Below are 17,342 nucleotides of genomic sequence, written 5' to 3'. Positions count from 1 at the left end.
CTACTCGTCGGTAGGTCTGATCGATCATCGCTCATCTGTTACGTAAAGATTTCATCTGAGAGCAAGATCTGGCACCCAGTGCCTTGCGAGGTGACACGGCGTGCCATACGTTGGTCATGTCCGGGCGGCCGGCGTGCAGAGACCTTTCGTACGCCGGCTGTCCCCGCAAGCCTCCCCGGCGAGCGCGCCCGGACGCCTGCGTCACAGGCAACCTCCCGCGCCACAAAGCGCTGCCACAGCACCACCGAGCCGAACCGACGGCATCTCTTCCAACACCAGCAGCAGCACCGACGCAACCCTCAGCGTCTGCCCTCAAGACGCCACTCGCCGGAGGCAACAGTGAAGGACATCCTGGACGCGATTCAGTCGGGGACGGCCCAGTCCGCCGACTACGCCGCTCTCCCGCTCCCCGAGTCCTACCGCGCGGTCACCGTGCACAAGGACGAGACGGAGATGTTCGCCGGGCTCAGCACCCGCGACAAGGACCCCCGCAAGTCCCTGCACCTGGACGAGGTCCCGCTGCCGGAACTCGGTCCGGGCGAGGCGCTCGTCGCCGTCATGGCCTCCTCGGTCAACTACAACTCGGTGTGGACCTCGATCTTCGAGCCGCTGTCCACATTCGGGTTCCTGGAGCGCTACGGCCGGGTCTCCGAGCTCACCAAGCGCCACGACCTGCCGTATCACATCATCGGCTCCGACCTCGCGGGCGTGGTCCTGCGCACCGGCCCGGGCGTCAACTCCTGGAAGCCCGGTGACGAGGTCGTCGCGCACTGCCTCTCGGTGGAGCTGGAGTCCTCCGACGGCCACAACGACACGATGCTCGACCCGGAGCAGCGGATCTGGGGCTTCGAGACGAACTTCGGCGGCCTCGCGGAGGTCGCGCTCGTCAAGTCCAACCAGCTCATGCCCAAGCCGGGCCACCTCAGCTGGGAGGAGGCAGCGGCCCCGGGACTGGTCAACTCCACCGCCTACCGGCAGCTCGTCTCCCGCAACGGCGCCCAGATGAAGCAGGGCGACAACGTGCTGATCTGGGGCGCGAGCGGCGGCCTCGGCTCGTACGCCACGCAGTTCGCCCTCGCGGGCGGCGCCAACCCGATCTGTGTGGTCTCCTCCCCCGAGAAGGCGGCGATCTGCCGTTCGATGGGCGCCGAGGCGATCATCGACCGCAACGCCGAGGGCTACAAGTTCTGGAAGAACGAGCAGGAGCAGGACCCGAAGGAGTGGAAGCGCTTCGGCAAGCGCATCCGTGAGCTGACCGGCGGCGAGGACGTCGACATCGTCTTCGAGCACCCGGGCCGCGAGACCTTCGGCGCCTCCGTCTACGTCACGCGCAAGGGCGGCACCATCGTCACCTGCGCCTCGACCTCCGGCTACAACCACGAGTACGACAACCGGTACCTGTGGATGTCCCTCAAGCGGATCATCGGCTCGCACTTCGCCAACTACCGCGAGGCGTGGGAGGCCAACCGCCTGATCGCCAAGGGCAAGATCCACCCGACGCTGTCGAAGGTGTACTCCCTCGAGGAGACCGGCCAGGCCGCGTACGACGTGCACCGCAACCGCCACCAGGGCAAGGTCGGCGTCCTGTGCCTCGCCCCCGAGGAAGGCCTCGGTGTGCGCGACGAGGAGATGCGCGCCAAGCACATCGACGCGATCAACCGCTTCCGGAACATCTGAACGACACCGGAGGTCACAGATGACTGAGCGTCAGACGACGTCCCCGCGCAGGGAAAGGGACCGGCCGTGGCTCATGCGCACCTACGCCGGTCACTCCACGGCCGAGGCGTCCAACGAGCTGTACCGGCGCAACCTCGCCAAGGGGCAGACCGGTCTGTCGGTGGCGTTCGACCTGCCGACGCAGACCGGATACGACTCCGACCACATCCTCGCCCGCGGCGAGGTCGGCCGGGTCGGGGTTCCGGTCGCGCACCTCGGTGACATGCGCCGGCTGTTCCAGGACATCCCGCTGGAGCAGATGAACACCTCGATGACGATCAACGCCACGGCGATGTGGCTGCTGGCGCTCTACCAGGTCGTCGCCGAGGAGCAGGGCGCGGACATCACCAAGCTCCAGGGCACGACCCAGAACGACATCGTCAAGGAGTACCTGTCCCGCGGCACGCACGTCTTCCCGCCGGGGCCCTCGCTCCGGCTGACGACCGACATGATCGCGTACACGGTCTCGCACATCCCCAAGTGGAACCCGATCAACATCTGCAGCTACCACCTGCAGGAGGCGGGCGCCACGCCGGTGCAGGAGATCGCGTACGCGATGTCGACGGCGATCGCCGTCCTCGACGCGGTGCGCGACAGCGGCCAGGTGCCGCAGGAGCGCATGGGCGATGTCGTCGGCCGTATCTCCTTCTTCGTGAACGCGGGCGTCCGCTTCATCGAGGAGATGTGCAAGATGCGGGCGTTCGGGCGGATCTGGGACAAGGTCACGCGTGAGCGGTACGGCATCGAGAACCCCAAGCACCGCCGCTTCCGCTACGGCGTCCAGGTCAACTCCCTGGGCCTGACGGAGGCGCAGCCGGAGAACAACGTCCAGCGGATCGTGCTCGAGATGCTGGCCGTGACCCTCTCCAAGGACGCACGCGCACGCGCCGTGCAGCTTCCGGCCTGGAACGAGGCGCTGGGCCTGCCCCGCCCCTGGGACCAGCAGTGGTCTCTGCGCATCCAGCAGGTGCTCGCTCACGAGAGCGATCTGCTGGAGTATGAGGACATCTTCGAGGGCTCGAAGGTCATCGAGGCCGAGGTGAGCCGGCTGGTCGAGGAGTCGCTCGCCGAGATCGACCGGATCCAGGAGATGGGCGGCGCCATGGCGGCCGTCGAGTCGGGCTACCTCAAGTCCCAGCTCGTGGCCTCGCACGCGGAGCGCCGCGCCCGTATCGAGTCCGGCGACGAGAAGATCATCGGCGTCAACATCTTCGAGACGACCGAGCCGAACCCGCTGACGGCCGACCTGGACACCGCGATCCAGACGGTCGACCCGGCGGTGGAGGCACGCGTCATCGCCTCGCTGGAGCAGTGGCGCGACACCCGCTACCAGCCGCCCTTCAACCACCCGCGCCCCTGCAAGGCGCTGGAGCGGCTGAAGGAGGCGGCCAAGGGCACCCAGAACCTCATGGAGGCCACCCTGGAGTGTGCCCGCGCCGGGGTCACGACCGGCGAGTGGGCCGGGGCCCTGCGCGAGGTGTTCGGCGAGTTCCGCGCGCCGACGGGCGTGTCGTCCGCGCCGGTCGCGGTGTCCGCCGCGGAAGGCTCGGCGATGGCCGAGGTGCGCCGCAAGGTGGACCTGACGGCTCAGGACCTCGGTGTCGGCAAGCTCCGTTTCCTGGTCGGCAAGCCGGGCTTGGACGGGCACTCCAACGGGGCCGAGCAGATCGCCGTGCGGGCCCGTGACGCCGGGTTCGAGGTGGTCTACCAGGGCATCCGGCTGACGCCGGAGCAGATAGTGGACGCCGCGCTCGCGGAGGACGTGCACGCGGTGGGCCTGTCCATCCTGTCCGGATCGCACGCGCAGCTTGTGCCGGACGTGCTGGAGCGGCTGCGCGAGGCCGGTGCCACCGACATTCCGGTGATCGCCGGCGGAATCATCCCCAATGGTGACGCCGAGCAGCTCAGGGCCGCTGGAGTGGCAGCGGTGTTCACCCCGAAGGACTTCGACATCACCGGGATCATCGGCCGTATCGTCGACGAGATCCGGAAAGCGAACAAGCTCGACCCCCTGGAGGTCCCCGCATGACAACGCCCGTCAACCGTCTGCGTCCGCGGCGCTCCTGCCTCGCGGTCCCCGGGAGCAACCCTCGCTTCCTGGAGAAGGCGCAGGGCCTCCCCGCCGACCAGGTCTTCCTGGACCTGGAGGACGCGTGCGCGCCGCTGGCCAAGCCCGAGGCGCGGCACACCATCGTCAAGTTCCTCAATGAGGGCGACTGGACGGGCAAGACGCGAGTGGTGCGCGTCAATGACTGGACGACGGAGTGGACGTACCGCGACGTCGTGACGGTGGTCGAGGGCGCGGGCCCCAACCTTGACTGCATCATGCTGCCGAAGGTGCAGAACGCCGAGCAGATCGTCGCCCTGGACCTGCTGCTGACGCAGATCGAGAAGACGATGGGCTTCGAGGTCGGCAAGATCGGCATCGAGGCCCAGATCGAGAACGCGCAGGGCCTCAACAACGTCAACGCGATCGCGCAGGCCTCCCCGCGCATCGAGACGATCATCTTCGGCCCTGCCGACTTCATGGCGTCCATCAACATGAAGTCGCTGGTCGTGGGCGAGCAGCCGCCCGGCTACCCGGCGGACGCCTACCACTACATCCTGATGAAGATCCTGATGGCCGCCCGCGCCAACAACCTCCAGGCGATCGACGGCCCCTACCTCCAGATCCGCAACGTCGAGGGCTACCGCGAGGTCGCACAGCGCGCCGCCGCGCTCGGCTTCGACGGCAAGTGGGTGCTGCACCCGGGCCAGGTCGAGGCGTCCAACGAGATCTTCTCGCCGTCCCAGGAGGACTACGACCACGCCGAGCTGATCCTGGACGCGTACGACTACTACACGTCCGAGGCGGGCGGCAAGAAGGGCTCCGCGATGCTCGGCGACGAGATGATCGACGAGGCCAGCCGCAAGATGGCCCTGGTCATCTCCGGCAAGGGCCGCGCCGCCGGCATGCAGCGCACCAGCACGTTCGAGATCCCGGAGGCCTGAGCGCGATGCAGTTCGGACGCACCTACGAGGAGTTCGAGGTCGGGGCCACGTACAAGCACTGGCCCGGCAAGACGGTCACGGAGTACGACGACCACCTCTTCTGTCTCCTCACCATGAACCACCACCCGCTCCACATGGACACGAACTATGCGGAGAAGACGACGGACTTCGGGAAGAACGTCGTCGTGGGCAACTACATCTACTCGCTGCTGCTCGGCATGTCCGTGCCGGACGTGTCCGGCAAGGCGATCGCCAACCTGGAGATCGAGTCGCTCAAGCACGTGGCCCCCACGTTCCACGGCGACACGATCTACGGCGAGACGACCGTGCTCGACAAGTGGCCGTCGAAGTCGAAGAACGACCGCGGCATCGTGCATGTCGAGACCAAGGGCTACAAGCAGGACGGCACGCTGGTGTGCGTGTTCCGCCGCAAGGTGATGGTCCCCACCGAGACGTACATCAAGGAGCGCGGCGGCGAGCAGCCGGGCCGCCCCGAGCTGAAGCAGCAGGAGAAGTAGCCATGGCCCGTCTCGCCCAGACCGCCGGTCTGACCGACGTCCAGCAGGAGATCCTCTCCACCGTCCGCGACTTCGTGGACAAGGAGATCATCCCGGTCGCGACCGAGCTGGAGCACCGCGACGAGTACCCGCAGCAGATCGTCGACGGCCTCAAGGAGCTGGGCCTGTTCGGTCTGATGATCCCCGAGGAGTACGGGGGTCTGGGCGAGTCGCTGCTGACCTACGCCCTGTGCGTGGAGGAGATCGCCCGCGGCTGGATGTCGGTCTCCGGCATCATCAACACGCACTTCATCGTGGCTTACATGCTCAAGCAGCACGGCACGCAGGAGCAGAAGGACTACTTCCTGCCGAGGATGGCGCTCGGCGAGATCCGCGGCGCGTTCTCGATGTCGGAGCCCGGTCTCGGCTCCGATGTGTCGGCGATCACCTCGAAGGCGGTCAAGGACGGCGACGAGTACGTCCTCAACGGCCAGAAGATGTGGCTGACGAACGGCGGGACCTCCACGCTCGTCGCCGTTCTCGTCCGGAGTGACGAAGGACACCCCGAGGGCACGGCGCCCCACAAGTCGATGACGACCTTCCTGGTGGAGAAGGAGCCCGGCTTCGGCGAGGTCCGCCCGGGCCTCACCATCCCCGGGAAGATCGACAAGATGGGGTACAAGGGCGTCGACACCACTGAGCTGATCATGGACGGCCTGCGCATTCCTGCCGACCGTGTTCTCGGCGGGGTCACCGGCCGGGGCTTCTATCAGATGATGGACGGCGTCGAGGTCGGCCGCGTGAACGTGGCGGCGCGTGGCTGCGGTGTCGCTCAGCGTGCCTTCGAGCTCGGCGTGTCGTACGCGCAGCAGCGCAACACCTTCGGCAAGCCGATCGCGCAGCATCAGGCGATTCAGTTCAAACTGGCCGAAATGGCTACCAAGGTCGAAGCCGCGCATGCCATGATGGTGAACGCAGCCCGCAAAAAGGACTCCGGGGAGCGAAACGACCTCGAGGCAGGCATGGCGAAGTACCTCGCCTCTGAGTACTGCAAGGAGGTCGTGGAGGACGCCTTCCGGATCCACGGCGGCTACGGCTTCTCCAAGGAGTACGAGATCGAGCGCCTCTACCGCGAGGCCCCGATGCTGCTGATCGGCGAAGGTACCGCCGAAATCCAGAAAATGATCATCGGTCGCCGTTTGCTCGAAGAGTATCGGCTCCAGGGATAGATGTCGTGTTTCGGGGTGTTTTCTTCGCGAAGAAGATCACACCCCGTCAACACTCTTGGGCCATCGACTCGGCTTCCTCGCTTGCCCAGTTGCGGTCCGCGACCGGTACGATCGCCGGAAAGCCGCCGTCCCCCGTTTGAAGCGCGGCATCATCCGCTACGAAGGTCATCCATGCCCCACAGCCAAACCTCTGCACCACGCGACAGCCTGAACAGCGTACGCCTCGCGCGCGGAGCATCGCCGTGGCTTCTCCCGACCCTGGCCACCGCAGCAGTCAGCCTGGTCCGTGCGCGCCGCTCCGGCGCCGCCAAGGCCGTGGCCGTACCCGCCACCGCGCTCGCGGCGGGCATGCTGTGGTTCTTCCGTGACCCCGAGCGCGAGATCACCCAGGGCCGGGTCATCTCGCCCGCCGACGGTGTGGTGCAGAGCATCATGCCGTGGAAGGACGGACGCACCCGCGTCGCGATCTTCATGAGCCCGCTCAACGTCCATGTGAACCGTGCGCCGCTCGCCGGCACGGTCACCTCGGTCGAGCACATCCCGGGCGGCTTCGTTCCCGCGTTCAACAAGGAGAGCGAGAACAACGAGCGCGTAGTCTGGCATTTCGACACCGAACTCGGCGACATCGAGATGATCCAGATCGCCGGCGCGGTGGCCCGCCGTATCGTGCCCTACATCCCGCAGGACACGAAGGTCGAGCAGGGCGACCGCATCGGTCTGATCCGCTTCGGCTCGCGTGTCGACCTCTACCTGCCCGAGGGCGTGGAGGTCGCGGTCGAGGTCGGGCAGAAGACCGTGGCTGGGGTGACTCGTCTTGACCGTGATTGATCCGGAGATCAAGTCCGACTGGGTGCCGGAGGCCGATGAGGTGGGCGACGAGGAGGAGATGCCCCTCTCGCTCCGTCTCTCGATAGCGGACACCCTCACCCTGGGCAACGCCACGTGCGGGTTCATGGCGGTGTACTTCACCACCACCGGCATCCTGATCCCTCATCTGACGGGCAACGACGAGTCGACCGGCATGGCCCGGCACAGTGCCGCCACGGCGGTCATCCTGATGCTGTGCGCGGCGGTCTTCGACCTGTGCGACGGCCTGGTCGCCCGCAAGCTCCGCTCCTCCCCGATGGGCGCGGAACTGGACAACCTCTCGGACCTGATCAGCTTCGGTCTGGCGCCGGCGTACTTCGTCCTCGTCTACGGCATGGTGGCCGACGACGCGCACCAGAGAGTCGCGGCGGTGGGCGCGATCGTGGTGCTGCTTGCGGTGGTGCTGAGACTGGCGCGCTTCTCGTGCGTCACGATGAAGGACGGCATGTTCCAGGGCATGCCCTCGCCGTTCGGCGCGCTGACGGTGGTCTCGATCGTGCTCCTCGAGCTGCCGTTCTTCGCCACCCTGCTGGCGATCCTCGGCACGGCGTGGCTGATGGTGAGCCGCGTGGAGTACCCCAAGCCGCGGGGCCGCCTGGCGGTCGCCATGCTGGCCTGGATCGTCCTGTCGATGGGGCTTCTGGCGGCCTGGGCCTTCGACGCCCCGAGCGGCCAGCTCCTCCTCCAGACGGGCTGTGCGCTGCAGCTGGTCATGGGCGCTGTGATCCCGCTGTTCGCGACGGCGCGCCGGGTGAACAACTTCCGTGACAACCGTCGCGAGGCGCGGGCGGCGCAGCTGCCGTAGCCGGTGCGAGATGCGGATGAAGAGGCCCCGAACCACACGGTTCGGGGCCTCTCCGCTTATGACCGGCTCTTCAGACCCTCAGACCAGAAAGTCCCGGGCGATACTCGCCGCCACCCGTTCGAGGATCGGCCCCGCGTCCGCGATGCAGCGGGCGACGTCCGGCTCGGCCTCCGTGAGCGGGTACGCCCGTCGGATGCCGGCCCTCCCCAGGACCGCGGGCGGCAGGTCCAGACGGCCACAGACCGCGACCACCTCCTTGCCGGCCTGCCTCGCCGCGGCCGCGACGCCCGCCGGCGCCTTGCCGTGCAGTGTCTGCCGGTCCAGCGACCCCTCGCCCGTGATCACCAGCGAGGCCCGCTCCAGCGCCGGGGCGAAGCCCAGGACGTCCAGCATGACCTCGATGCCCGGCCGGAAGCGCGCCCCCAGTACGAGCGCCCCGAAGCCGATGCCGCCCGCGGCGCCCGCGCCCGGCGACGCGGCGAACTCCGCCGCCGCGGGACACGCCGTCTCCGCCAGGACTTTCACGTAGTGCGCGAGCGCCGCGTCCAGGGCCGCCACGTCCTCCGGTGAGGCACCCTTCTGCGGCCCGTACACGGCGGGTGCGCCCAGCGGTCCGGTCAGCGGATTGTCCACGTCGCTCGCGAGCACCAGATCCACCGAGGACAGCCGGGCATCCAGGCCCGACAGGTCGGCGCGGGCGAGGTCCGCGAGGCCGCCCCCGCCCGGCGCCACCGGCGCACCGTCCGCGTCCAGGAAGCGCGCCCCGAGCGCGGACAGCATCCCCGCGCCCCCGTCCGTCGTCGCGCTCCCGCCGACCCCGAACACGATCGTTCCGGCCCCGGCGTCCAGCGCGGCCGTCAGCAGTTCCCCGGAGCCGTACGTGGACGCGGTGAGCGGCGCGAGGACACCGGCGGGCAGCCGCTGCAACCCGCTCGCCTCCGCCATCTCCACGACCGCGATGCCGTCGCGCAGCGCGAACGCCGCCGTCACCTCGTCCCCGAGGGGACCCGCGACCCGCGCCTGGCGCCGTTCGAATCCGGCCGCGACCGCCGCGTCCACGGTCCCGTCGCCGCCGTCGGCCACGGGCAGCGCCTCGACCTCCAGACCGGGCACGACCGAGCGCAGCCCCGCCGTCACCCGCCGCGCGACCTCCACGGCCGTCAGCGATCCCTTGAACTTGTCAGCGGCGATGAGTACCCGCCGGGTGCCGTTCACAGCAGCGTCCGCCACCAGCATTCCCCTTGCTCTCCGGGCCTTGCGCATGTCAAGGCAGCCGCGCCGCTGCGACCATAACCAAAGGACGCCGCGGCCGTCATGCCCCGTCCGGCCCCCGGAACGCACACCGCCCGGGTGGCGGGCCCGGAGTCGGCGACGCAGCTGACGCGCTCAGACGGTGCCGAGCGCGGTGCGCAGGACGGCCACGGCCTGGTTGATGGCGGCTTCGGCGGCGTGGGTCTCGCGCAGGGCGTTGAGCATCACGAAGTCGTGGATGGCGCCCTGGTAGCGCGCCGCGGTCACGGGGACGCCCGCGGCGCGGAGCTTGTCGGCGTAGGCCTCGCCCTCGTCGCGCAGGACATCGGCTTCGGCCGTGATGACCAGGGCCGGGGGCAGACCGGTGAGCTGTTCAGTGGTGGCGCGCAGCGGTGAGGCGGTGACCTCGGCGCGCTGCTCCTCGTCGGTGGTGTACTGGTCCCAGAACCACTGCATGGCGTCGCGGCGCAGGAAGTAGCCCCCCGCGAACTGGTGGTACGAGGGCGTGTCGAAGCTCGCGTCGGTCACGGGGTAGAAGAGCACCTGCTGAACCAGGGGCACGTCGCCGCGCTCCTTGGCCATGAGGGTCAGGGCGGCGGTCATGTTGCCGCCCACCGAGTCACCGGCCACCGCGATCCGGTCGGCGTCCAGACCCTTGGCGGCGCCGTCGGTGACGACCCATCGGGCCACGGTGTAGTTCTGCTCGATGGCGACGGGGTAGCGGGCCTCGGGTGACAGGTCGTACTCGGGGAAGACGACGGCCGCCCGGGTGCCGACGGCCAGTTCGCGTACCAGGCGGTCATGGGTGCGGGCATTGCCGAACACCCAGCCGGCGCCATGGAGGTAGACGATCACCGGCAGCGGGCCCTCGGCGTCGGCCGGACGCACGATCCGGGCCCGGACCTCTCCGGTCGGGCCGCCCTGGACCGTCACCCACTCCTCGGCGATCTCCGGCTCGGCGATCTCGCCGGACTGTACTTCGTCGACTGCCTTGCGGCCCTCTTCCGGGCCCAGGTCGAACAGGTACGGAGGGTTGGCGGTGGCCTCGGCGAAAGCGGCTGCTGCCGGTTCCAGTACGGGGCGCGTGACGTTCTCGGACATTCCTGGCTCTCCTCACGGGCGATGCCGGTGCTCGGTGCGCCCTGCCGTCCGGCGGGCACGACAGGAATACTAGGCACAAATTAAATTGTGCATAATGCAGTTGGACGCAATCATCTCGTACGCTCTCCAGATCCCTTGCGCAGAGGGCCCGCTCAGGCCCCCGAGAGCGGCTCCCGCCCAGCGCCGACGCCGAGGACCGAAGCGGTGAACCTCGCCAAACGGGCCCGCAGCTCGTCGCGGGGCACTCCCTTGCCGCCCGCCAGATACCCGACGAGGTCGGCGCGAGTGGCGGCCAGCAGTGCATGAGCCGCGAAGTCACTGTCACCCGGCCCCAGGACCCGCTCCAGCGAGTCCCGCAGCAGGACATGCCACCGCTCGTAATGCTCCGCGCTGTAGGGGCTGTCGTCGCCGGTCCGCTCCAGGGCGAGTGCGAGGTGGCGGTTGTCGAGCTTGAAGCACAGGACCGCGTCGAGCAGGGCCGGCACGCGTTCCAGCGGCGGAGTGGCGGGCCCCAGGGGCGGCGGACCCTCCTCCACGGCCCGCCTGACCGGTTCGAGACGCGCCTCGTACAGGGCGCGGATCAGCCCCGTACGGTCGCCGAAGGCGCGAAAGAGGGTCGCCTTGCCGACGCCCGCAGCCGCCGCGATGTCGGCCATGGTGACCGCCTCGGGGCTCTCACACCGCGCGAAGAGCGCGTCGGCGGCCCCGAAGACGGCCGCCCTGTTGCGGGTCGCGTCCTTGCGCGGTCTGCGCTCAGCCATGCACCTTCTCCCGTTCCGAGCCCCCTATGAGCTCTTCGGCCTCCCCGCCTCCGCACGCTTTGCGATCCGGACCAGCGGTCCGTATCGTGGCGCTCACCAAAGCGGACCACAGGTCCGTATCGTACGGGACGGAGAGAATCCCATGCCCATCACACAACGCTCACCGGAAGAGCTCTACCGCCACAGCCTGCGGCTGCTCCTCGGCAAGGACATCGCCTCATGGGTCGCCCTGTGGGCCGAGCACGGCTTCATGGAGTTCCCCTTCGCGCCCCCGGGGTGGCCCGGCCGCCTGGAGGGCCGGGCGGCGATCGCCGACTACATGCGTGACTACCCCGACCACATCGACCTGCACGACTTCCCGGACCTGTCGATCCACCGGACGACCAGCCCTGACACCATCGTGGTCGAGATGCGCGGCGTGGGCCGTCTGGTCCGGACGGGCAACCCCTTCGAGATGACGTACATCGCCGTGGTGACCGTCCGGGACGGGCGCTTCGCCTCCTACCGGGACTACTGGAACCCCCTGGTGCTCCAGGAGCCCGGCACGGACTTCGCGGGGAGCCACGCCCGATGACCGTCAACACCCCCATCCTGGTCATCGGCGCCACGGGCACGACCGGCAGCCGTGTCACCGCCCGGCTCACCGCCGCCGGGCACCGCGTCAGGGCCGCGAGCCGCGGCGCGACCCCGCTCCCGGGCGCGGAACCCGTCCGCTTCGACTGGTACGACCCCGCCACCTTCGGCGACGCCCTCGCGGAAGCCGACCGCGCCTACCTGGTCCCGCCCGTGGGCGACCCGGACCCGGCCGCCGTCATGCTGCCCTTCCTGCGTCGAGCGCGGGCCGCGGGGGTGCACCGCGCGGTGCTGCTCAGTTCCTCGGCCATCCCCGGGGGAGGCCCGGGGGTGGGTGTGGTGCACCAGGCGCTGCCCGGTCTGTTCCCTCATTGGGCGGTGCTGCGGCCCTCCTGGTTCATGCAGAACTTCACGGGCGCGCACGCCCAGGCCCGTTGCATCGACGACGGCGTCATCCTGAGCGCGACGGGGACGGGCCGGGTCGGGTTCATCGACGCGGACGACATCGCCGCCGTCGCCGTCCATGCCCTGACGGACGACCGCGCGCCCGGTGCGGACCTGGTCCTGACCGGCCCGGAAGCCCTGAGCTATGACGACATCGCCACCATCGTCGCCGAGGTCACCGGCCGCCCCGTGACGCACCGCAACCTGACCTACGAGCAGATGCGTGACCGTCTGGCCGCGTTCATGCCGCTGGAGTTCGCCTCGGTCCTGGCCGGCATGGACCGCGCGATCGCCGAGGGAGCCGAGGACCGCGTCACCGACACCGTCCGGCGTCTCACCGGCCGCCCGCCGCACGGCTTCCGGGCGGTCGCCGAACGGGAGTTGACACGGGGCGGTTGAAGGCACAGTCGAACTGCCGCCGCGCTCTTCCGTGACACGCCAGGGCGCGTACTGCTCGTCGAGCCCGGCTGCCTTCCTCAGGCGCTGGGCCGACGCGTCCTGGCCGCGCTCGACGCACCGGCCCGGGACGCGGGGACGGCCGAACTGAAGAACGGCCACCCGGCAGGCTGATCCTCTGCGGCCTCCGGCACGCAACCAGCCCGCTGCCCCGGATATCCGTTCGCACCCTGCAGGCGAGCGGCCTACGCTCGGGCCATGAACAGGCCACTCGTCGCCATCCTCAGTGGGGCAGGTGTCTCCACCGATTCCGGGATCCCCGATTATCGCGGGCCGAACGGACTCTGGCGGCGGGATCCCGGGGCCGAGAAGCTGGTGACGTACGAGTACTACATGGCCGATCCGGAGATCCGGCGCAGGTCATGGCAGATGCGACGCAAGAACCGGACGCTCAGGGCCGAACCGAACGCCGCACACCGGGCCGTGACCGAGCTGGAGCGGTCCGGCGTACCGGTGCGGGTCATCACGCAGAACGTGGACGGGCTGCACCAGCTCGCCGGGATGCCCGCCCGCAAGGTCCTCGAACTGCACGGCAGCGCACGCAGTGTCGTCTGCACGCGGTGCCACGCCCGCGGGCCTATGGAGGACGCCCTCGCCCGGGTCGAGGCCGGAGAGGCCGACCCGGCGTGCCGGGAGTGCGGCGGAATCCTGAAGTCGGCGACGGTGATGTTCGGCGAGCGGCTCGATCCGGCGGTCCTCGGCGAGGCGGTCGCCGTCACCAAGGCATGCCAGGTGTTCATCGCCGTCGGCAGCAGCCTCCAGGTACAGCCCGCCGCCGGCCTCGTCGGCGTCGCCGCCGACCACGGCGCCCGGCTGATCATCGTCAACGCCGAGCCGACCCCGTACGACGAGCTCGCCGACGAGCTCGTACGGGAACCCATCGGCACCGCATTGCCCAGAATCCTCGGCAGGATCAGCGCTGAGAACACCCTCTAGGAAGCCGCCCTGGTTCGCTGAGCTGTGCCTTCGCGCCTGGCGGTTGGCGCTCTTCGAAGCCGGGACGGCAACGGCCGCGGGCCCGGCGCGGGTGCTCGCGCGACGTAGGCGGTCAGCGGGCGTAGCAGTACGAATCCGAGGATGCGTCGCCGCCCTGCAGGCGTGTCTGGTGCACGCGCAAGCCGAGGAAGTCCGGGCCGTGCGGGAAGAAACGGCTGTCGACGGAGAGCCCGCCGTGGGTGGTGTCGGCGTCGAGTTTGACCATCCACGGGTCGATGCCCGCGGGATAGAGCTGCGCGTCCCAGGCGGAGTACAAGGAGTTCGTCAGGTACACGCGCCGTCCGTCGCGGCTGAGTTCGACCATCTGCGCTCCGCCGGTGAGCGCAACGTCCGGCTCGGCGGGATGCGGCCGCGGGCCGACGACGCCGCCGAGACGCACGGACGCGGTCCGCGTCGGACGGAACGGGTCGCTCACGTCGTACTGGAGCAGGTCACCGGTTCCCCATGCGGCTACGTACAGCCACTGGTCGTCCACCGACAGGTCGATATCGGTGATGAACGGCGGCACGGCGCCGAACGGCTGGAGCGCCGGGGGCAGGTCCTCCGTTTGCGCGGGCTCGGCGGGGATGGTGATCACTTTGCGGACCACGAAGTCCTCGCCCTCCCGATTCCACAACCACACGGACGCCGACAGATCCTCTACGTTGACCACGGTGTTCGCGAACCCCCACGTTGCCTCGGGGTCGTGCGCGGGTCGCAGCTCCAGCACCATCTGGTTCTCGTCCCCCAGATCGAGGCGCTGCAGGTGCCGGCCGGAGTCCAGCTCCCAGAAGTGCAGTGAGTGGCCGTACCGGCGATCCAGCAGCAGTTCGGGGACAAGGCCGTTCTCGAACATCGAGGGGGAGCCCCACTCACTGGTCATGGCGATGTTCTGACGCAGATGCCACCAGAGGTCGTAGGCGAACCGCTGCGGTCCGCGGTCGCTCTCCCAGGCACGCAGCACGTCGAAGGTCTCGTGGTCCAGCAGCGCGACGCCGCCGGGTCCGTCCGCACCGTCCGCGCCCCCCAGGCAGGACAGGAACACTCCGTCAGGGCCACAGTGGAGTGTGTGGGGCCGCGAATATCCTGCCTTGGCGGCCAGCTCTTCCGGCTCGACCACCTTGACCAGGCGGGGGCGGGCGGGATCAGGGCCGGTGTCGAAGACGTGCAGCCGGGAGGAGCGCAGTCCCGGGACGATGAGGTAGCGCCGCGCGGCGTGATGATGACCGGCATGCGCCAGCGCGCTCGAGCAAGCGTTCCAGCCGAAGTGGTGCAGTTCGTTGCCCGGGCCGGGCAGTTCGGCCTGGGAGGCCACACGGCCGTAGAGAGGGGACTCGGGGTCGGTGCCGACGGTGAACAACGCGTCCGCGCGCTGTGCGGCCGGGTCGAAACCGACGACATAGGCGAGCTTCTCCGGGGGTGCGGCGACGGCGTCCGCCGGAGTGCGGTACAAGGTGGGGTCACTGTGCTGGGCGTGGTCGGTCATCGTCATGGCTGTTCCCTTGTCCCGAACGGGAGGCCGGAACCGGAAGGACTCCCGAGAGGCAGCCGGCCTCATCCGTTCGAGATCCATGTGCGATCGGGCGCATATGCCGTGGAACCAGCGTTTCACAACCCCGAGGCGCTGCCAAAGCGGCAGCGCGCGGGAGCAGACCGCCTGGAGGCGGCGAACATAGATCCCCCGTTCAGAAGAGCGCCGCCCCGCCTTCGAAGTCCAGCAGGCGCTTCTTGCGGTCCAGGCCGCCGCCGTAACCCGTCAGGCCGCCGCCCGCTCCGACGACCCGGTGGCACGGCACGATGATCCCGACGGGGTTCTTGCCGTTGGCGAGCCCGACCGCACGGGAAGCGCCCGGTGCGCCGAGGGCATGGGCCAGTTCGCCGTAGGTGCGGGTCTCGCCGTAGGGGATCAGTCGCAGTTGTTCCCAGACGCTGTGCTGGAACGGCGTTCCGGTCAGCCGGAGTTGGAGGGTGAACTCCTTCAACTCGCCCTCGAAGTAGGCGTCGAGTTGGTCGATGGCCTCGCCGAAGGGTGTCTCGTCGCGGACCCCGAAGGTCTCCTCGGGCGGGCGGTGGCGCTGCCCGGCCATATAGAGCCCGCACAGGATCCCGTCCTCGGCGACGAGGGTGAGCGGGTCGTAAGGGCTGTCGATGACGGTGTGCTGCTTCATGACTTGTCCTCGCGGAGAAGAGGCTTACACGGGAAGGAAGTTGATGGGGTGGCTGTCGGTCGCCCACAGATACTGGACCGCGTAGGCCCGCCATGGCCGCCACGCCTCGGCGGATGCCGTGAGCGCGGCCGGGGTGGACGGCAGGCCCAGTTCGCGGGCCGCCCGGCGGATGCCGAGGTCGGTCGGCAGGAAGGCGTCGGGGTCACCGAGGGCACGCATCGCGATCACTTCCACCGTCCAGGGGCCGAAGCCGGGCAGGGCGAGCAGCCGGGCCCGGCTCTCCTCCCAGTCGCTCTCCACACCCAAGTGGAGTGTTCCGTCGGCAAGTTGCCGTACCAGACCGGTGAATGTCGCGCGGCGCGTACGCGGCATCGCCAGGGACTCGGGATCGAGGGCCCCGAGCGCCTCGGGGGACGGGAAGAGGTGAGTGAGGCCGCCCTCGGGGTCCTCGACCTGTTCACCGTGCGCGGTGACCAGCCGGGCCGCATGGGTGCGGGCGGCGGCCGTGGAGACCTGCTGGCCCAGGACGGCCCGCACGGCGAACTCGGCCTCGTCGACGGTGCCCGGAACGCGCCGCCCGGGGGCCTTGTCGACCAGGGGCGCGAGCAGTGGGTCCGTGCGCAGCTGGTCGTCGACGGCGACCGGATCCGCGTCGAGGTCGAGCATCCGCCGGCAGCGGCTGATGGCGACGGGCAGATCGCGCAGGTCGCTGAGGGTGAGACGGCAGGCGATGTGGTCGGTGCGCGGGGTCAGTGCCACGATCCCGTGCCCGTACGGCAGCCGGAGTGTGCGCCGGTACGCGCCGTCGCGCCACTCCTCCACGCCGGGCACGGCGGTCGCGGCGAGATGGCCGAAGAGGTTGTCGGGGTTGAGCGGGGCGCGGAAGGGCAGCCTGAGGCTCAGGACACCCGGGGCGATCACCGTGTTCCGGGGAAGGCGGCTGCGCAGTTCGCTCGGGGAGAGCGCGAAGACCTCGCGGACGGTGTCGTTGAAGGCGCGGATCGAGGAGAAGCCCGAGGCGAACGCGATCTCCGCCATCGGCAGTGCCGTCGTCTCGATGAGGAGCCGTGCGGTCTGGGCGCGCTGGGCGCGGGCGAGCGCCAGCGGTCCGGCACCCAGCTCGGTCTGGAGCTGGCGCTCGATCTGGCGGGTGCTGTAGCCGAGGCGGGCGGCGAGACCGGGCACGCCCTCACGGTCGACCACCCCGTCGGCGATCAGCCGCATCGCGCGGGCGACCAGGTCGGCACGTTCGTTCCATGCCGGCGAGCCGGGGCTGGTGTCCGGGCGGCACCGCTTGCAGGCCCGGAATCCGGCCTGCTGGCAGGCGGCCGCGCTCGGGTAGAACGTCATGTTCTCCGGCTTCGGCGGCACGACCGGACAGCTGGGCCGGCAATAGATCCGTGTGGTCAGGACGGCCGTGAAGAACCATCCGTCGAAGCGTGCGTCCTTCGACTGGACGGCTCGTACACAGCGTTCCCGGTCCGTGTGCATTCCGTTCCGCATGTCTC

The 17,342-nt window shown here is 69.4% G+C and carries 16 protein-coding genes and 1 pseudogene; 11 read left to right on the top strand and 6 right to left on the bottom strand.

Annotated elements, in window-relative coordinates:
* Positions 1–339: 339 nt before the first annotated feature.
* From ccrA to pssA, 7 genes are all read left to right on the top strand, one after another.
* On the top strand, positions 340–1,677 hold the full coding sequence (gene ccrA, locus ABZ845_RS17925) for a crotonyl-CoA carboxylase/reductase (protein WP_360980108.1): 1,338 nt from the start codon (positions 340–342) through the stop codon (positions 1,675–1,677).
* A gap of 19 nt (positions 1,678–1,696) precedes the next feature.
* A complete protein-coding gene (locus tag ABZ845_RS17920) occupies positions 1,697–3,745 on the top strand; it encodes a protein meaA (protein ID WP_360980105.1) in 2,049 nt (682 codons plus the stop codon).
* The gene (locus tag ABZ845_RS17915) at positions 3,742–4,707 is read left to right on the top strand and encodes a CoA ester lyase (RefSeq protein ID WP_360980102.1); all 966 of its coding nucleotides are present in this window, start codon (positions 3,742–3,744) and stop codon (positions 4,705–4,707) included. The genes ABZ845_RS17920 and ABZ845_RS17915 overlap by 4 nt, the downstream gene beginning before the upstream one ends.
* Positions 4,708–4,712: 5 nt before the next feature.
* Complete coding sequence (locus tag ABZ845_RS17910; RefSeq protein ID WP_311693438.1) at positions 4,713–5,225, top strand: MaoC family dehydratase; 513 nt, start codon at positions 4,713–4,715, stop codon at positions 5,223–5,225.
* A gap of 2 nt (positions 5,226–5,227) precedes the next feature.
* A complete protein-coding gene (locus ABZ845_RS17905; protein ID WP_360980098.1) occupies positions 5,228–6,433 on the top strand; it encodes an acyl-CoA dehydrogenase family protein in 1,206 nt (401 codons plus the stop codon).
* 171 nt (positions 6,434–6,604) lie between these two features.
* On the top strand, positions 6,605–7,261 hold the full coding sequence (locus ABZ845_RS17900) for a phosphatidylserine decarboxylase (protein ID WP_360980095.1): 657 nt from the start codon (positions 6,605–6,607) through the stop codon (positions 7,259–7,261).
* Between the two features lie 22 nt (positions 7,262–7,283).
* Positions 7,284–8,105, top strand: a complete 822-nt coding sequence (pssA, locus tag ABZ845_RS17895) for a CDP-diacylglycerol--serine O-phosphatidyltransferase (protein ID WP_360980309.1) — start codon at positions 7,284–7,286, stop codon at positions 8,103–8,105.
* A 78-nt stretch (positions 8,106–8,183) separates the two neighbouring features.
* Here pssA and ABZ845_RS17890 read toward each other — a convergent pair whose 3' ends face one another.
* The 3 genes from ABZ845_RS17890 to ABZ845_RS17880 form a co-directional block, all read right to left on the bottom strand.
* The gene (locus ABZ845_RS17890; protein ID WP_360980307.1) at positions 8,184–9,320 is read right to left on the bottom strand and encodes a glycerate kinase; all 1,137 of its coding nucleotides are present in this window, start codon (positions 9,318–9,320) and stop codon (positions 8,184–8,186) included.
* A gap of 171 nt (positions 9,321–9,491) precedes the next feature.
* The gene (locus ABZ845_RS17885; RefSeq protein ID WP_360980092.1) at positions 9,492–10,457 is read right to left on the bottom strand and encodes an alpha/beta hydrolase; all 966 of its coding nucleotides are present in this window, start codon (positions 10,455–10,457) and stop codon (positions 9,492–9,494) included.
* 152 nt (positions 10,458–10,609) lie between these two features.
* The gene (locus ABZ845_RS17880) at positions 10,610–11,218 is read right to left on the bottom strand and encodes a helix-turn-helix domain-containing protein (RefSeq protein WP_360980089.1); all 609 of its coding nucleotides are present in this window, start codon (positions 11,216–11,218) and stop codon (positions 10,610–10,612) included.
* Positions 11,219–11,360: 142 nt separating this feature from the next.
* Between ABZ845_RS17880 and ABZ845_RS17875 the strand changes: the two genes are divergently transcribed.
* The 4 genes and pseudogenes from ABZ845_RS17875 to ABZ845_RS17860 all read left to right on the top strand — a co-directional run bounded on the left by ABZ845_RS17875 (position 11,361) and on the right by ABZ845_RS17860 (position 13,627).
* A complete protein-coding gene (locus tag ABZ845_RS17875; RefSeq protein ID WP_360980086.1) occupies positions 11,361–11,792 on the top strand; it encodes a nuclear transport factor 2 family protein in 432 nt (143 codons plus the stop codon).
* The gene (locus tag ABZ845_RS17870; RefSeq protein ID WP_360980083.1) at positions 11,789–12,634 is read left to right on the top strand and encodes an NmrA family NAD(P)-binding protein; all 846 of its coding nucleotides are present in this window, start codon (positions 11,789–11,791) and stop codon (positions 12,632–12,634) included. Before ABZ845_RS17875 ends, ABZ845_RS17870 begins: the two co-directional genes overlap by 4 nt.
* 72 nt (positions 12,635–12,706) lie before the next feature.
* A pseudogene (locus ABZ845_RS17865) lies at positions 12,707–12,805 on the top strand (NUDIX hydrolase); the annotation flags it as partial.
* Positions 12,806–12,889: 84 nt separating this feature from the next.
* A complete protein-coding gene (locus ABZ845_RS17860; protein WP_360980080.1) occupies positions 12,890–13,627 on the top strand; it encodes a Sir2 family NAD-dependent protein deacetylase in 738 nt (245 codons plus the stop codon).
* A gap of 112 nt (positions 13,628–13,739) precedes the next feature.
* Here ABZ845_RS17860 and ABZ845_RS17855 read toward each other — a convergent pair whose 3' ends face one another.
* The 3 genes from ABZ845_RS17855 to ABZ845_RS17845 form a co-directional block, all read right to left on the bottom strand.
* The gene (locus ABZ845_RS17855; protein WP_360980077.1) at positions 13,740–15,158 is read right to left on the bottom strand and encodes a selenium-binding protein SBP56-related protein; all 1,419 of its coding nucleotides are present in this window, start codon (positions 15,156–15,158) and stop codon (positions 13,740–13,742) included.
* 193 nt (positions 15,159–15,351) lie between these two features.
* On the bottom strand, positions 15,352–15,834 hold the full coding sequence (locus ABZ845_RS17850) for a methylated-DNA--[protein]-cysteine S-methyltransferase (RefSeq protein ID WP_360980074.1): 483 nt from the start codon (positions 15,832–15,834) through the stop codon (positions 15,352–15,354).
* A gap of 24 nt (positions 15,835–15,858) precedes the next feature.
* On the bottom strand, positions 15,859–17,337 hold the full coding sequence (locus tag ABZ845_RS17845) for an AlkA N-terminal domain-containing protein (RefSeq protein WP_360980071.1): 1,479 nt from the start codon (positions 17,335–17,337) through the stop codon (positions 15,859–15,861).
* Positions 17,338–17,342 lie beyond the last annotated feature (5 nt).

Origin of the sequence: Streptomyces sp. NPDC047022, from assembly GCF_040644155.1 — a bacterium.
In the GTDB taxonomy this organism is placed as follows: Bacteria; Actinomycetota; Actinomycetes; order Streptomycetales; family Streptomycetaceae; genus Streptomyces.
Note: the sequence above shows the minus strand (reverse complement) of the source record. Positions and strands in the feature narration are given on the sequence as shown.

Bases quoted from the DNA above. Each gene is read 5' to 3' on its own strand.
- ABZ845_RS17920 (WP_360980105.1), top strand. From the start codon at position 1,697: ATGACTGAGCGTCAGACGACGTCCCCGCGCAGGGAAAGGGACCGGCCG.
- ABZ845_RS17915 (WP_360980102.1), top strand. From the start codon at position 3,742: ATGACAACGCCCGTCAACCGTCTGCGTCCGCGGCGCTCCTGCCTCGCG.
- ABZ845_RS17910 (WP_311693438.1), top strand. From the start codon at position 4,713: ATGCAGTTCGGACGCACCTACGAGGAGTTCGAGGTCGGGGCCACGTAC.
- ABZ845_RS17905 (WP_360980098.1), top strand. From the start codon at position 5,228: ATGGCCCGTCTCGCCCAGACCGCCGGTCTGACCGACGTCCAGCAGGAG.
- ABZ845_RS17900 (WP_360980095.1), top strand. From the start codon at position 6,605: ATGCCCCACAGCCAAACCTCTGCACCACGCGACAGCCTGAACAGCGTA.
- ABZ845_RS17885 (WP_360980092.1), bottom strand. From the start codon at position 10,457: ATGTCCGAGAACGTCACGCGCCCCGTACTGGAACCGGCAGCAGCCGCT.
- ABZ845_RS17880 (WP_360980089.1), bottom strand. From the start codon at position 11,218: ATGGCTGAGCGCAGACCGCGCAAGGACGCGACCCGCAACAGGGCGGCC.
- ABZ845_RS17875 (WP_360980086.1), top strand. From the start codon at position 11,361: ATGCCCATCACACAACGCTCACCGGAAGAGCTCTACCGCCACAGCCTG.
- ABZ845_RS17870 (WP_360980083.1), top strand. From the start codon at position 11,789: ATGACCGTCAACACCCCCATCCTGGTCATCGGCGCCACGGGCACGACC.
- ABZ845_RS17860 (WP_360980080.1), top strand. From the start codon at position 12,890: ATGAACAGGCCACTCGTCGCCATCCTCAGTGGGGCAGGTGTCTCCACC.
- ABZ845_RS17855 (WP_360980077.1), bottom strand. From the start codon at position 15,158: ATGACGATGACCGACCACGCCCAGCACAGTGACCCCACCTTGTACCGC.
- ABZ845_RS17850 (WP_360980074.1), bottom strand. From the start codon at position 15,834: ATGAAGCAGCACACCGTCATCGACAGCCCTTACGACCCGCTCACCCTC.
- ABZ845_RS17845 (WP_360980071.1), bottom strand. From the start codon at position 17,337: ATGCGGAACGGAATGCACACGGACCGGGAACGCTGTGTACGAGCCGTC.